This is a genomic window from Azospirillum sp. UENF 312511, assembly GCF_058780635.1.
Genome location: NZ_JBSNCG010000001.1, coordinates 1,733,790 through 1,748,131 on the forward strand (window position 1 = coordinate 1,733,790; position 14,342 = coordinate 1,748,131).

Sequence of the window (14,342 nt, forward strand, 5' to 3'; positions counted from 1 at the left end):
CGAAAAGGACAAACGCAATGGCCCATCAGCGCATCACCGGCGACGCGTTGCAGGAGGCCGCCGCCCCCGAAAATCCATCCAAGCTCACCTTCAAGACGTGAGCCGACCAGTTTGCAAAGGAGGAAAGGCCATGACCACAGTCATCGATCCGCTCCACACCGAGCGTCCAACGGATGTCGTCCGCCGCCTTCTCGACACCGCCAAGGCCGAGGGCCGCAATGCGCTGACCGCGCCGGAAGCCAAGCAACTCTGCGATGTGTACGGCATTCCAGTGCCGAAGGAAGGCTTGGCGACGAGCGCCGAGGAAGCCGTCACCCTCGCCGAGGGTATGGGTTTCCCGGTGGTGATGAAAATCGTGTCGCCGCAGATCCTGCACAAGACCGAAGCCCGCGGCGTCCTGGTTGGTCTGCAGAACGCCGACGCCGTCCGCCAAGGCTTCGAGGCCATCATGGAAAACGCCCGCGCCTATGACCCCGGGGCGGACTTGATCGGTGTGCAGGTCCAGCAGATGCTGCAGAGCGGCGTGGAGGTCATCGTCGGTTCCATCACGGACCCGAGTTTCGGCAAGCTGGTGGCCTTCGGCCTCGGTGGCGTGCTGGTCGAGGTGCTGAAGGACATCACCTTCCGCCTCGCCCCGGTCCGCCGCGAGGAAGCCCTCTCGATGCTTGACGGCATCCAGGCCGCGGAGATGCTGAAAGGCGTGCGTGGCGGCAAGGCGGTCGACCACGAAGCGCTCGCCGAGGTGATCGTCAACGTCTCGCGCCTCGTCGACGAGGTGCCGGAGATCGTCGAACTCGACCTCAACCCGGTCTTCGCGCGCGAGAACGGAGCCACCGCCGCCGACGTGCGCGTGGTCCTGGATTTCGCGGCCAGAACGCCGCGCTACCGGCCGTCGCAGGAGCAGATCGTCCGGCAGATGAACCGGATCATGAAGCCCGAGGCGGTGGCCGTCATCGGCGCCTCGGCCGAAGATGGGAAGATCGGCAACTCGGTGATGAAGAACCTCATCAACGGCGGCTACAAGGGCGAGATCTATCCGATCCATCCGAAGGCCGACAACATCCTCGGCTACAGGGCCTACAAGAGCGTCAAGGACGTGCCGGGCGACATCGACGTGGCGGTGTTCGCCATTCCGGCCAAGTTCGTCGCCCAGGCGTTGGACGAAGTCGGCGAGAAGAAAATCCCCGGTGCCGTGCTGATCCCTTCGGGCTTCGCCGAGACCGGCAACGTCGAAGGGCAGGAGGAGATCGTCGCCATCGCGCGCAAGCATGACGTGCGGCTGATGGGGCCGAACATCTACGGTTTCTACTACACGCCGAAGAACCTGTGCGCCACCTTCTGCACGCCGTACGACGTGAAGGGCAAGGCGGCGCTGTCGTCGCAGTCCGGCGGCATCGGCATGGCGATCATCGGCTTCAGCCGCTCCGCCAAGATGGGCGTGTCGGCGATCGTCGGGCTCGGCAACAAGTCGGACATCGACGAGGACGACCTGCTGTACTTCTTCGAACAGGACGACAACACCCAGGTCGTTGCCATGCACTGCGAGGACCTGAAGGACGGCCGGGCCTTCGCGGAGGCCGCCAAGCAGGTTTCGAAGAAGAAGCCGGTGGTCGTGCTGAAGGCCGGGCGGACGGCGCTTGGCGCACGGGCGGCCAGTTCCCACACGGGCGCGCTTGCCGGCAACGACAGGATTTACGAAGACGTGCTGCGGCAGTCGGGCGTGGTCCGGGCGCGCAGTCTGCAGGACCTGCTGCAATTCGCCCGTGGAATCCCGGTGCTGCCGACGCCGAAGGGTGAGAACGTCGTGATCATCACCGGTGCCGGCGGATCGGGTGTGCTGTTGTCGGACGCCTGCGTGGACAACGGCCTGTCGTTGATGGCGATGCCGCCGGACCTCGACGCCGCCTTCCGCAAATTCATCCCACCTTTCGGCGCCGCCGGCAACCCGGTGGACATCACGGGTGGCGAACCGCCGTCGACCTACCAGAACACCATCCGGCTTGGCCTGGAGGATGACCGCATCCACGCGTTGATCCTGGGCTACTGGCACACGATCATCACGCCGCCAATGGTGTTTGCCAAGCTCGTCATCGAGGTGAAGGAGGAGATGAAGGCGAAGGGCATCGAGAAGCCCATCGTTGCTTCGCTGGCCGGCGACGTCCAGGTGGAGGAGGCCGCGAGCCACCTGTATGACCATGGCGTCGTGGCCTACCCCTACACGACCGAGACGCCGGTCGCGGTGCTGGGCGCCAAGTACAAGTGGGCTCGCGCGGCCGGGCTGGTTTAGGGTCATCCTCGGCAAGCAGGCGATCGACGACGACTGCAACCAGACCGGCCAGATGCTCGCCGCCCTGCTGGGCTGGCCGCAGGGCACCTTCGCCTCCAAGGTCGCGCCGGGCGACGGCTCGGTCACCGTGACCCGCGAGATCGACGGCGGGCTGGAGACGGTGCAGCTGACGCTGCCGGCGGTGGTCACCGCCGACCTGCGCCTCAACGAGCCGCGCTACGCCTCGCTGCCCAACATCATGAAGGCCAAGAAGAAGCCCATCGAGACGCTGGCCCCCGACGCGCTGGGTGTCGACGTGGCGCCGCGCCTGACCACGCTCAAGGTCGCCGAGCCGGCCAAGCGCAAGGCCGGCGTCAAGGTCGCCGACGTGGCCGCCCTGGTCGACAAGCTGAAGAACGAAGCCCGCGCGATCTGAAGGGCCAGCGTGCTCTGAAGGGAAAGTGATCTGACATGTCCATTCTCGTCATCGCCGAACACCACAACGCCGCGCTGAAGGCGGCCACGCTGAACGCGGTCAGCGCCGCCGCCAAGATCGGCGGAGAGATCCACATTCTGGTCGCCGGCCAGGGTGCCCAGGCCGTCGCCGAGGCCGCCGCCAAGGTGGCCGGCGTGGCCAAGGTGCTGCTGGCCAACGACGCGGCCTACGCCCACCCGCTGCCGGAGAACGTCGCGCCGCTGGTCGTCAACCTCGCCAAGGGCTACGGTCACGTGGTGGCCGCCGCCTCGTCGGAGGGCAAGAACCTGCTGCCGCGGGTCGCCGCGCTGCTCGACGTCGCGGCGATCTCCGACATCACCGGGGTGGTCTCCGCCGACACGTTCGAGCGGCCGATCTACGCCGGCAACGCCATCGCCACGGTGAAGTCGGCCGACCCGATCAAGGTCGTCACGGTGCGCACCACCGCCTTCGAGGCGGCCGCCACCACCGGCGGTTCGGCGACGGTCGAGAGCATCGCCGGGACGGGCGACGCCGGTTCGGCCAGGTTCGTCGGCCAGGAGCTGACGAAGTCGGAGCGTCCGGAGCTGACCCAGGCCAAGATCGTGGTGTCGGGCGGGCGTGGCATGCAGTCGGGCGAGAACTTCAAGCTGCTGGAGGCGCTGGCCGACAAGCTCGGTGCGGCGGTCGGCGCCAGCCGCGCGGCGGTGGACGCCGGCTTCGTGCCGAACGACTACTAGGTCGGCCAGACCGGCAAGATCGTGGCGCCCGAGCTGTACATCGCCGTCGGCATCTCCGGTGCCATCCAGCACCTCGGTTGATGTGACACTTCGCAGGCGTTGTTCAGGTAGCGGCTTTGCCGATGCTTACTGTCGAGTTTCAAATCCTTCTTCGCTGCCGCGTAGGATTTCAGCTTGTCGGTCGCCAGGACACGCGGGGCATAGCGCAGCCCCTTCAGCAGCTTGCGGAAGACGCGCTTGGCTGCCATCGTGTGCGGCGGCTCTGGACCAAGATGTCGAGGACCACGCCATCCTGATCGATGGCACGCCACAGGTAGTGCTGCTTGCCGCGGACGCGGATGAACACCTCGTCGACAAACCACTTATCGCCTGGCTTCGGCCGGCGACGCCTGAGGGTGTCGGCGAAGTCACGCCCAAACCGGAGGCCTCATTCCCGGATGGTCTCGTAGCTGACTTCGATACCGCGCGCCGCCAGGATCAGCTCGACCTCGCGCAGGCTCAGGCTGAAGCAACGGTACAGCCATACGGCCTCGCTGATGATCGCCGCCGGAAAGCGGAAGCCGCGGTACGGGTTGATGGACGTGCTCATGACCGGAAGCCTGCCACGGACAGGGCGCGCCCGCCAACCCGACAGCACTCCGGGTGGTCGCGCGGTTGTTTTTTCATGATGGTCTACTTGCCCTGCCCGGACTCGCCCCAATCGCAGAGGTCCCAGCACCGTCGCCGTGAGGATCGCCCTCATCGGGTCGAGCGTGCCGCGTCGAGCGCGTCCAGCGTGCCGCGGATCAGGGCGATGCGGTCCGCCGTGCCGGCCTGCCGGGGCCGTACGCCGACCTTGACGCCTTTATAGAGCAGATCGGGCCCGGCGGCGTCGAGCGTTGCCGCGACATGGCCCCACTCCATCACGGATTCCCCAACCTGTTCGCGCAGCGGCGGATGCACGTCGCTCCAGGCCGGGCCATAGTCGCCGTCGCCGCCGGTCGCACCGGAGAACATCACCCCACGCAGCAGCCCTGCCGAGCGCAGGGCGCGTGCGTGCCGCTCGGGAGCCGTCGCATCCCGCTCCTCGATGGCGGAGCGTCCCCAGTTCACGGCCATGCCCAGGGGCGTCCTTGCCGCGGCGGCGGCTGTCACCGCGGCGCTCTCGATGGCGAGGGGAAGCAGTCCCTTCTGACAAGGCCCGGCCATGGGGCGGGCGTCGCAATGTTCGACGACGAGCGTCGTGTCGCCCCAGTCCCAGGAGGCGATCTCTCGAAGCGATGTTTCCAGCGCGTGGCCTCCCTCTCCGGCCGCCGCTGGCGGAAGGGTCGGGAAGGAGTGGACCTCGACGGCCAGGATGCTCTGCCCGCGCGCCGCGAAGCCCGCGATCGCCCGGTGGACCGCGGCAACCAGTTCGATGGCGCGGGCACGCCCGGCCGGATCGGTGGACGCCAGGCCGACCCTCGGGTCCGCCGCCGCCGCGGTAGCGGACGCACCGATCAGGGTCAGCACATGCCGCCCCTGCGCGCCACGGCTGTCGAACAGCGCGGCCAGAATCCGCTCATCCTCGTCCCAGCCGGGCGCCCCCCAGGAGATTTCCAGGCCGTCGACGCCGGGAAGGGACAGGACGCCCTCCAGATAGGCCCGGCGCTCCGCCGCGGTGTCCGGTTGGGCGGCGTAGGCCCCCACGACGCGAAACGGTTTGTGATGGGAATTCATGATGCTGACTCTCCGCTTGGCTCGGACGCACCGAAGGTCGGACGTTCGGGGCCGCTCCCCTGTTCGGAGGGGCGGCCCCGGTTCGCGGGGTGCGCCCGGGTCAGGCGCGGGATTCGGACGGCCGGGCCTCGCCCCACTCGGCGTCCGTCGGCGTGCTCAGGTCACGGTTGAGCGTCTCGGGCAGCGAATAGGTGACCAGGAAGGAAACCAGCATGGTGAGGGCCATGTAGATCGCCACCGGGACCCAGGAGTTGGCGTACCAGGCCAGCAGCGCGGCGCTCAACAGCGGGGCGATGCCACCGCCGATGATGGACGAGAACTCACGGCCCAGCGTCACCCCGGCGTAGCGGTAGCGGCTGCCGAAGATCTCGGGGAAGAAGCTCATGTGCACGCCGGTCACGCCCTGGGCCGCGACCATGTAGCCGAACACGATGATCGCGGTGATCAGGACCGGCGAACCGGTGTTGAGGCCGGGGAAGACGAGGAACGGCGTGACGGTGAGCAGGCCGGTCAGCACGAGGGTCATGCGGCGCCGGCCGAAATGGTCGGACAGCATGCCGGTCAGGAAGGCGGCGAAGGACGCGGCGATGGCGGCGGCCAGCTGCACCGGCGGGATGAAGTGGGTGTCGACGCCCACCACGCTCACCAGATAGGTGATCATGAAGACCTGATAGATGTAGGACTGCGTCGACACGCCCCAGTTCATCAGGATCACCTTGACCACGTTCTTTTTGCCGTGCTTGGCGACGACCTTGAGCGGGGCCTGGTTCTTGACGTCCACCTTCTTCTTCAGCTCGATGAAGATCGGGCTCTCGGCGAGCTTCAGCCGGATGACGAAGGCGGCGATGGTGACGAGGATGCTGCTCCAGAAGATGGCGCGCCAGCCCCAGCTCATCAGCATGTCGGTGGGGAGTTGCTGGGCCCCGATCCAGGCGATGGCGCCCAGCGCCGTGCCGAAGGCCGCACCCACCATGATCAGCGACGAGAGCCGGCCGCGCTGGCCGAGGGGGGCCGTCTCGGTCAGCAGCGTGGCGCCGCCCGACTGCTCGGCGCCCGCGCCGAAGCCCTGCAGGAAGCGGCAGAGAACCAGCAGGAGCGGCGCCCAGATGCCGGCCGTCTCATAGGTCGGCAGGCAGCCGATGGCGAAGGTCGCCCCGCCCATCAGGAACAGCGTCGTGACCAGCACCCATTTGCGCCCGTACTTCTCGCCGTAATGCGCGAAGAAAAGCCCCCCGAGCGGTCGCGCCAGGAAGCCGATCGCGTAGGCGCCGAAGCTGGCGATGATCCCCGCCGCCGGCGAGATCGTCGGGAAGAACAGTTTGCTGAAGATCAGGGCGGACGCGGTGCCGTAGATCACGAAGTCGAAGTTCTCGAGCATCGTGCCGATCAGACCGGCAAGCGCAGCCCGCCTGACATTGCTCGCATCGGCGGGGGCCGTGTCCTGGGCGGCGGTGCCCGGTTGGGCGATGGTGCTGGATATCTCGGTCATAGGCTGCTTCCTTCACGAACCACCGGAAGGGTGGAGTGATGATGGCACGCGACGCGCGACACGCGGTCGTGGGGCGCCCCACGGGGGGGAACGGGTCCGGCCGTGCAGGGCGATGAAAGGGGGCGTTGCGGGCCGCCCCCGGTCCGCCGGAAGGTCGGCGAACCGGTCCGGCCGGGACGGGCGGTCCTAGCGGGGGAACACCACGTTGCGCAGCGGTTCTCCAGCCGCCAGGCGGCCGATGTTCGCGGCAATGTCATGCACCCGGCCCTCGAACGTCTGCCGCGTGACGCCGGAGATGTGCGGCGTCATCAGGACGTTGTCGAGCGCGGCGAAGGGCTGCGGCGCCGGCTGGGCGTGGGCGCCGCCGGCGGGATACTGGTACCAGACGTCGATGACGGCGCCGCCGATGCGCCGCTCTTTGAGCGCTTCATAGAGCGCCTCGGGATCGACCAGCGGGCCGCGGCTGACGTTGACCAACAGCGCGTCGGGCTTCATCGCCGCCAGCCGCGCGGTGCCGATCATGTGATGGGTGTCCGGCCGCAGCGGCAGACACAGCACGACGACATCGCTCTCGGCCAGCAGCCGGTCGAGCCCATCGACGCCGGCCGCCCAATTTAGCCCTTCCCGCTCCGCATCGACCGGACGAGGCGTGACCGTGACGCCCGACGCGCCGAACGCGCGCATGAGTTGCCAAGTGCGCGACCCGATGTGCCCGTAGCCGATGATTCCGACGGTGGCCCCGGCCAGGGAGTTCAGCTGACAGCGCTGCGATTCGTAGACCGACGAATCCCAATGCCCTGTGCGCAGCGCGCGGTCCTGCTGCAGGAACTGGCGACGCATGACGACGCTGGTCGCCGCCACATACTCGGCGATCGAGGATTCATGGCAGAAGGTGTTGGCGCAGACGACGCCTTCGGGAAGAGCTTTGGTGTCGATGCCGTCGTAGCCGGCACCGCCGACATGGACGAGGCGCAGGGAGTCGGCCGCGGCCCCCATCGCGGCGGTGAAGCGCGGGCCGACGAAGACGTCGGCGCCCGCCAGATCGGCCACGACCGCCGCCTCGTCGAACGCCGGGTGCCAGGAGAGAACGGTGCCCGCCGGAAGCTGCGCCTCCATCAGCGCGCGGTGCGGCACGAAATTGGCGTCGGCGATGACGACGCGCAATGGGTGTGGCGGTCGTGCGACGTCGTCGCGGTCGCCGGCCTGTGATGTCCCGTTGGGCATGGCGCAGATGACTCCCTCTAGAAATTATTCACTCGGCATCGTTTGGTGACGGCGCAGCGCCGTCGGTGAAACCGATTGTCCGACCCGTTCCCCCGCCGCCCGGCCCTGACCGTTCCGCGTTCGGGAAGCCATGCGTCGCGGGGGCCGCCATTGCGGCCCCGCGAGGCCTCCCAACTCCCGGCGGCTCCCGCAGGACCGCGATGCCGGCGTTTCTGGGATATTGGTACACTGGTCTTCTGAATCATTGGATAGGACAACGCATCGGCGCCTGTCAACAGCATAACGCTGGGCATGCTAAATGTTGCAACCGCGTGCGGCTAACGGCCGCAGCGGAATGCCGCCCAAGGCCCTTGCTTCGGCCGCCACGCCCCGTGACAGCGCGGCGGGAGGGCGGTTGCCGCCTTAAAGATCGCGCTGCGGGCGCCGTAGTGCGCCCGTCATGGAACGATGCATACCATTGATATCGTTAAAGTAACTTGCGCCGTCCGCGGATAAAGCGCTCCGCGCATCGCCGCCCCCAGGCCGCACAAGCCTCGGGAAGATGTTGGCGCTCCCCACTCTTCGTGTTGACAAGCCAACGCGCTCGCCGTAGCTATTAGACCAGTAGACCAATTTGCATTTTGGTTCACTGGAACCATGCCGGTGGACCTTCCAACACCGGACGGGCCCAAGGCCCGCCGACCCGCCCGTCTTCTAATGCCCCACGCGGCTCCAGGCGCGACGACGCGCCGGGCCCCCATCAGGAGAAATCAGATGCGCGGCTGTGTTCTGCACGGACAAAAGGATCTCCGCCTCGAAGCCCTGGACGAACCGTCCCTGCGTCCCGGCGAGGTCCGGGTCAAGATCGCCACCGGCGGGATCTGCGGGTCCGACCTGCATTACTTCTTCGAAGGGCGCGTCGGCGACTTCAACGTGCGCGAGCCGATGGTGCTGGGCCACGAGATCAGCGGCGACGTCGTCGAGGTCGGCCCGGACGTCACCCGGACCAAGGTCGGCGACCGCGTTGCCGTCAATCCCGGCAAACCTTGCCACACCTGTCCGCACTGCCTGGGCGGCCGGGAAAACCTGTGCGCCAACATGATCTTCTTCGGCAGCGCGTCCCGGTTTCCCCACGTCCAGGGCGCCTTCCGTGAAACGCTGGTGGTCCGCGACTTCCAATGCTTTCCGGTCCCGCAGGACACGCGCCACAGCAACCTGGTCTTCGCCGAGCCCTTCGCCGTCGCCCTGCACGCGGTGGCGCAGGCCGGCAGCCTGCTCGGCCGGCGCGTCCTGATCACCGGCGCCGGGCCGATCGGCTGCCTGATCGCGGTCGCCGCGCGCCGGGCGGGCGCCGCGCACGTCACCATCACGGACCTCTCCGACAACGCCCTGGAGATCGCCGCCAAGGTCGGCGCCCACGAGACGGTCAATGTCCTGTCCGATAGCGAGACGCCCAACCGCTGGCAGGCCGACCGCGGCTGCTTCGACGTGAGCTTCGAGGCGTCGGGCAGCGCCAGGGCGGTGGAGACCTGCGTCCTCAGCACGCGGCCCGGCGGCGTGGTCGTCCAGGTCGGCATGCTGGCGCCGGGCCTCACCCCTATCCCGCTCAACCGGCTGCTCGCCAAGGAGGTGACGCTGAAAAGCTCCTTCCGCTTCCATGAGGAGTTCGCCTGGGCCGTCGCCGCCCTGACCACGGGCGGCGTCGATCTGTCGCCGCTGGCCACCGCGCAGTTCCCGTTCGAGTCCGCCGCCGAGGCGTTCGACGCCGCGCATGACCGCAGCCGGAACATGAAGGTGCAGATCGTCTTCGGCTGACCGCTCCCCTAACCGAGCCGTTCGACCGGACCCACCTGCCCCGGCGGGGTCCGCCATGGAACCGACCGCTTGCGGACGTCCGCAAGATCTTTGCGAGTGACCAATGAAAATCACGCAACTGGAAACGTTGAGGACGGAGGAGTTCTCCAACGTCGTTTGGATCCGCGTCCACACCGACGCCGGAATCGTCGGCCTGGGCGAGACCTTCTACGGGGCGGGCGCGGTCGAGGCGCACATCCACGACGTCCTGGCGGCGCGCCTGCTCGGCAAGGACCCGCTGCGCATCGAGGCTCACGCCCGCGAGTTGGTGAATCTCCCGATGGCGCAATCCTCGACCGGCGCCGAGTACCGCGCTGCATCGGCCATCGACCTCGCGCTGTGGGACATTCTCGGCAAGGTGTGCGGCCAGCCGGTGCACCAGATGCTGGGCGGCCTCTGCCACGACCGGGTGCCCGTCTATAACACCTGCGCGGGCTACGGCTATGTGAGATCCAACAAGATCAAGCCGGTCGACACCTGGAACCTGGGCTCCAGCGAGGGTCCCTACGAGGATCTCAACGGCTTCATGACCGACGCCGGGCGGCTCGCCGAGAGCCTGCTGGAGCAGGGCATCACCGGCATGAAGATCTGGCCGTTCGACCCCGCGGCCATCGCCAACGACGGGCGCTTCATCACCGCCGAGCAGATGAAGCGCGCGGTCGAGCCCTTCGAGAAGATCCGCAAGGCCGTCGGCGACAGGATGCAGATCATGGTCGAGTTCCACTGCCTGTGGAACCTGCCGACCGTCAAGAAGATCGCCCGCGTTCTCGAAGACTACGAGCCGACCTGGTACGAGGACCCGATCCGCATGAACTCGGTCAACGCTCTGGCCGAACTGGCCGGCTCGACGAGCGTGCCGATCTGCGCCTCGGAGACGCTGGGCTCGCGCTTCCCCTACAAGGACATGCTGGAGGCCGGCGCGATCGGCGTGGTGATGACCGATCTGGTGTGGACCGGCGGCCTGACCGAAGGGCGCAAGATCGCCGCGCTCGCCGACACCTACCATCGCCCCTACGCGCCCCACGACTGCACCGGGCCGGTGGCCTATGTCGCCGCCGTGCACTCCTCGCTGTCGAACCCGAACACGCTGATCCAGGAGTCGGTCCGGGCCTTCTACACAGGCTGGTACACGGAACTGGTCACCGAGGTTCCGCGCATCGTCGACGGCCATGTCCTGCCGATGGAAGGGCCGGGCCTCGGCACGGAACTCCTGCCCTCCGTCTTCGAGCGCCCCGACCTAAGCGTCCGCCGCAGCAGCCTCTAAAGCGAACATCCGTTCGCTTTAGACTCTTATCGCCTCATTCGCCGGCAGGCTCCGGTCGCATGTGCGACCGGGACCGCCGTCGCGGTCCAAAGCGGATTGCAATCCGCTTTAACCGGCAGCCTTCAACGGAAAGACCCGCCATCATGACGACCATGTTTGACCTGACCGGCAAGACCGCGCTCGTGACGGGATCGGCCCGCGGCCTGGGCAACGCCATCGCCGAAGGGCTGGCCGAGGCCGGCGCCGCGATCATCCTCAGCGACATCAACCCCACCGCCCTGGCCGACGCCGCGGCGCGGGCGCGCGACAAGGGCTACACCGTCCACGAATCGGCCTTCGACGTGACGGACGAGGACGCGGTGACCAAGGCCTTCGCCGACCTCGACGCGCAGGGGATCGCCGTCGACATCCTGGTGAACAACGCCGGCATCCAGATCCGCAGCCCGCTGGTCGATTTCCCGGTGGCGGATTTCCGCAAGGTCATCGACACCAACCTGACCAGCGCCTTCCTCGTCGGCCGCGAGGCAGGCCGCCGCATGGTCGCGCGGCGGGCGGGCAAGATCATCAACATCGGTTCGCTGACCAGCGAACAGGCCCGCGTCACCGTGGCGCCCTACGCCGCGGCCAAGGGCGGCATCCGCCTGCTGACCAAGTCGATGACCGCGGAGTGGGCGGAGTTCAACGTCCAGGTCAACGCGATCGGCCCGGGCTACATCGTGACCGAGATGAACAAGCCCCTGATCGAGAACGAGGAGTTCGATTCCTGGGTGAAGAAGCGCACGCCGGCGCGCCGTTGGGGAAACCCGACGGATCTGGTCGGCACCGCAGTGTTCCTGGCCTCCCCGGCCTCCGACTTCGTCAACGGCCAGTTGATCTTCGTCGATGGTGGCTTCATGGCCATCTATTGACCTCGCAACGGTGCGACCCCGGCCCGCGTCCGAGCGCTTGGCGGATGGGAAAGCCGGTCCCATCGGAACAGGTTCGACTGACATGAATCCGACCCCGTCGCGGCACGCCGCATCAACCGAAACGGTGGCCGAACCGGCGGCGTACCCGGACGGGCGCGAGGCTGATGCGCCGTGGCCTTGGCAAGCAGACTCCCAATTGATCTACCGGGATCTGCGGAACGCCATCGTCTCGCTCCACCGCCGGCCGGGCGAGATCCTTGACGAGCGGTCCCTTGCCGAGGACTACGGCGCCAGCCGCCCGAAGGTTCGGCAGGCCATCAACCGGCTGTCCGATGAACAACTGGTCGAGCGCCAACCGCACCATCGAAGGATGCGGCTGGGGGTGGCGCGCATTCCCTTGCGGGCGCTGCCGGAGGCCGGGGAAATGCGCAAAGCCCTGGAAACCCGCGTCGCGCGCTACGCGGCCCGCCGGGCGACTCCCGATCAGATCGCGGGGCTGCGCGCGTCCATCGAACGCCAGCGCGTCTGTGAAACGGCCGGAGACATCGACGGTTTCCACACGGCGGACGAGGCCTTTCACGCGCTCCTCTCCGAGGCCGCCGGCTATCCGGGCTTCTGGACGACGGTCGGGAGGGTCAAGGCGCAGATCGACCGCTGCCGCCGCCTCGGCCTGCTGGTCCTCGGGGGCATGGGGCCGGCGATCGCCGAGCATGAGGCCATAGCCGCGGCCGTCGCGGCGCACGAGCCCGACCGCGCCGCCACGCTGATGGCCACGCACCTCGACGGCGTGGCCGGAACGATCGCCAAGCTGCGCAGCGTGGTCCCATGCTATTTTCACGATCCCGGCAACCCGCAATCCTCGCGCTGAGACAAGCCCCGGGCTTCCCTGTGCCAGGACCCCGATGGGCGGCGGCGCCCCCTTTCCGCCCAGGCGTGCGGTTGACTTGTCCGCCGCGGATGCCTAAAGAACTGGAGCAACAGCGTACCAGAGAACCAGTTCAGTGACCGGAGAGCGGCATGGATGACCCCGATTTCGACGTCTCCCGCCACCTGCAGAAGATCAAGGTCCGACGCCCGCCCGACATCATCATCGAGCAGATCAGCGACCTGATCGCCCGCCGGATCATCAAGGCGGGCCAGAAGCTGCCCGCGGAACGGGTGCTCGCCGAGCGCTTCGACGTCAGCCGCGGCACGGTGCGCGAGGCGCTCCGCCGCCTGGAATTCTTCGGGATCGTCCGGACCTCGCCGCAGAGCGGCACGGTCGTGGAAAATCTCAGCGAGCATGTGCTGCTCGGCCTCATCAACAACATCCTCAACGCCGACGACACCAGCCCGGAGATGCTGATCGAGGTGCGGGGCGCCCTGGAGGCCCTGTCCGCCCGGCTGGCGACCGAGCGCGCCCACAGCGGCCAGATCGCCGAGATCCGCAAGGCCCAGCAGCGGATGCGCGAGCAGGCCGAAGCCAACGCCTACACCCTGGAGGAGGACCTTCTGTTCCACCTCAAGGTCGCGGAGGCGACCAACAACAACCTGCTTCGCTCGCTGATTGCTCTGATGGGGCCGGACGTGCTCCGCTTCTCGCACCAGCACGCCACCTACAAGGACGGTCGCATGCATGCCGCCGCGAACGAGCATGACGCGATCATCGAAGCGATCGAGCGTCGTCAGCCGGAGGAAGCGGAACGGCTGATGAAGCAGCACATCGACAAGTCCTACGAGCATTACCGCCGTACCGGCGATCATCCGGAGGATGACCGGGACGAGAACAGCGGGGCCAAACGCGACAAGCCTGCGCGCGCCCGACGTGCCAAGACATCACAATCCATGCGGGAGTCGGGGTGAAAACGGCCTTGCCCCTGAGGTTCCGTTGCAAAGTTTGACAGTAAGGCGCTGAGAGTCGCGGCGTCTGTGTCGTCAGGCGGCGACACCGAACAGGGTGGCGATGAAGATCGCCTGGGCTGGCATGTCGTTGGCGGGGATGGCGGCGAGCTGCCCCTTGCGCACCATCGCCAGGATCTCATAGCCGGCGATTATCCGCCGCGCTGTGTGGAAGCTCTTGAACCCGAGCCCCGGCCGGACCAGCCGCTTGATCCGCCGGTGATCTTGTTCAACAATATTATTGAGATACTTGACTTGCCGCAGCTTGGCAAAGCGCCAGAGCTCGCCGTCCTTCTTCATCGCCGTAATCGCACTCGGATAGGCGGCGTTCTCGTCCACCGTGAGGGTGCGCGGGTTGACCGTGTGCTGCTGCCTCAGGGCTTTGCGGAAGAAGCGGCGCACGGCCGCGGCTTGGCACTGAGTAGAAAGTCGATGGTGTGCCTGCGCGCATCGACGGCGCGGTACAGGTACATCCAGCGCCCCTTCACCTTAACGTAGGTCTCGTCCACCCGCCAGGAGCCGGTCGTCATGCGCAGGTGTGGGCACAGGCGCTTGTCCGGCTCCGGCGCGTAGGCCTGGATTCAGCGG

General features: G+C 67.5%; 10 protein-coding genes and 4 pseudogenes. 8 read left to right on the forward strand and 6 right to left on the reverse strand.

The window, feature by feature from the left end; all coding sequences use genetic code 11:
* The first annotated feature begins 130 nt into the window (after positions 1-130).
* The 3 genes and pseudogenes from ACWPN7_RS08120 to ACWPN7_RS08130 all read left to right on the forward strand — a co-directional run.
* The gene (locus ACWPN7_RS08120) at positions 131-2,287 is read left to right on the forward strand and encodes an acetate--CoA ligase family protein (RefSeq protein ID WP_459198258.1); all 2,157 of its coding nucleotides are present in this window, start codon (positions 131-133) and stop codon (positions 2,285-2,287) included.
* A gap of 1 nt (position 2,288) precedes the next feature.
* Positions 2,289-2,702: pseudogene (locus tag ACWPN7_RS08125) on the forward strand (electron transfer flavoprotein subunit beta/FixA family protein); the annotation flags it as partial.
* A 35-nt stretch (positions 2,703-2,737) separates the two neighbouring features.
* Positions 2,738-3,535: pseudogene (locus tag ACWPN7_RS08130) on the forward strand (electron transfer flavoprotein subunit alpha/FixB family protein); the annotation flags it as partial.
* 59 nt (positions 3,536-3,594) lie between these two features.
* Here the strand turns inward: ACWPN7_RS08130 and ACWPN7_RS08135 are convergent.
* The 5 genes and pseudogenes from ACWPN7_RS08135 to ACWPN7_RS08155 form a co-directional block, all read right to left on the reverse strand.
* Positions 3,595-3,806, reverse strand: a pseudogene (locus ACWPN7_RS08135) (DDE-type integrase/transposase/recombinase); the annotation flags it as partial.
* An 81-nt stretch (positions 3,807-3,887) separates the two neighbouring features.
* Complete coding sequence (locus ACWPN7_RS08140) at positions 3,888-4,049, reverse strand: hypothetical protein (RefSeq protein WP_349621778.1); 162 nt, start codon at positions 4,047-4,049, stop codon at positions 3,888-3,890.
* Positions 4,050-4,198: 149 nt separating this feature from the next.
* Complete coding sequence (locus tag ACWPN7_RS08145; protein ID WP_349621779.1) at positions 4,199-5,158, reverse strand: DUF4862 family protein; 960 nt, start codon at positions 5,156-5,158, stop codon at positions 4,199-4,201.
* Positions 5,159-5,258: 100 nt separating this feature from the next.
* Positions 5,259-6,647 carry an MFS transporter gene (locus ACWPN7_RS08150; protein ID WP_459198134.1) on the reverse strand — a complete coding sequence of 463 codons (1,389 nt, stop codon included), beginning with the start codon at positions 6,645-6,647 and terminating at the stop codon, positions 5,259-5,261.
* Positions 6,648-6,833: 186 nt separating this feature from the next.
* Entirely contained in the window at positions 6,834-7,871 is a 1,038-nt protein-coding gene (locus tag ACWPN7_RS08155; RefSeq protein WP_459198135.1) for a 2-hydroxyacid dehydrogenase, read from the reverse strand.
* Between the two features lie 753 nt (positions 7,872-8,624).
* On the opposite strand from ACWPN7_RS08155, the gene ACWPN7_RS08160 reads away from it, so the two are divergent.
* The 5 genes from ACWPN7_RS08160 (at position 8,625) to ACWPN7_RS08180 (ending at position 13,718) form a co-directional block, all read left to right on the forward strand.
* A complete protein-coding gene (locus ACWPN7_RS08160) occupies positions 8,625-9,665 on the forward strand; it encodes an L-idonate 5-dehydrogenase (protein WP_200476135.1) in 1,041 nt (346 codons plus the stop codon).
* Positions 9,666-9,768: 103 nt separating this feature from the next.
* Positions 9,769-10,968 (forward strand): mandelate racemase/muconate lactonizing enzyme family protein, encoded by a 1,200-nt coding sequence (locus ACWPN7_RS08165; protein WP_200476136.1) that lies wholly within the window; start codon positions 9,769-9,771, stop codon positions 10,966-10,968.
* A gap of 143 nt (positions 10,969-11,111) precedes the next feature.
* Positions 11,112-11,876, forward strand: a complete 765-nt coding sequence (locus tag ACWPN7_RS08170) for an SDR family oxidoreductase (RefSeq protein WP_200476137.1) — start codon at positions 11,112-11,114, stop codon at positions 11,874-11,876.
* A gap of 196 nt (positions 11,877-12,072) precedes the next feature.
* Positions 12,073-12,744: a GntR family transcriptional regulator gene (locus tag ACWPN7_RS08175; RefSeq protein ID WP_459198136.1), complete on the forward strand. Its 672-nt coding sequence runs from the start codon at positions 12,073-12,075 to the stop codon at positions 12,742-12,744.
* Positions 12,745-12,893: 149 nt separating this feature from the next.
* On the forward strand, positions 12,894-13,718 hold the full coding sequence (locus ACWPN7_RS08180) for a FadR/GntR family transcriptional regulator (protein WP_200476139.1): 825 nt from the start codon (positions 12,894-12,896) through the stop codon (positions 13,716-13,718).
* Positions 13,719-13,790: 72 nt separating this feature from the next.
* Here the strand turns inward: ACWPN7_RS08180 and ACWPN7_RS08185 are convergent.
* Positions 13,791-14,284, reverse strand: a pseudogene (locus ACWPN7_RS08185) (IS6 family transposase).
* Positions 14,285-14,342 lie beyond the last annotated feature (58 nt).

Excerpts from the sequence above, each read along its gene's own strand:
- ACWPN7_RS08140 (WP_349621778.1), bottom strand. The coding sequence starts at position 4,049 with ATGAGCACGTCCATCAACCCGTACCGCGGCTTCCGCTTTCCGGCGGCG.
- ACWPN7_RS08145 (WP_349621779.1), bottom strand. The coding sequence starts at position 5,158 with ATGAATTCCCATCACAAACCGTTTCGCGTCGTGGGGGCCTACGCCGCC.
- ACWPN7_RS08150 (WP_459198134.1), bottom strand. The coding sequence starts at position 6,647 with ATGACCGAGATATCCAGCACCATCGCCCAACCGGGCACCGCCGCCCAG.
- ACWPN7_RS08165 (WP_200476136.1), top strand. The coding sequence starts at position 9,769 with ATGAAAATCACGCAACTGGAAACGTTGAGGACGGAGGAGTTCTCCAAC.
- ACWPN7_RS08170 (WP_200476137.1), top strand. The coding sequence starts at position 11,112 with ATGACGACCATGTTTGACCTGACCGGCAAGACCGCGCTCGTGACGGGA.
- ACWPN7_RS08120 (WP_459198258.1), top strand. The coding sequence starts at position 131 with ATGACCACAGTCATCGATCCGCTCCACACCGAGCGTCCAACGGATGTC.
- ACWPN7_RS08160 (WP_200476135.1), top strand. The coding sequence starts at position 8,625 with ATGCGCGGCTGTGTTCTGCACGGACAAAAGGATCTCCGCCTCGAAGCC.
- ACWPN7_RS08180 (WP_200476139.1), top strand. The coding sequence starts at position 12,894 with ATGGATGACCCCGATTTCGACGTCTCCCGCCACCTGCAGAAGATCAAG.
- ACWPN7_RS08155 (WP_459198135.1), bottom strand. The coding sequence starts at position 7,871 with ATGCCCAACGGGACATCACAGGCCGGCGACCGCGACGACGTCGCACGA.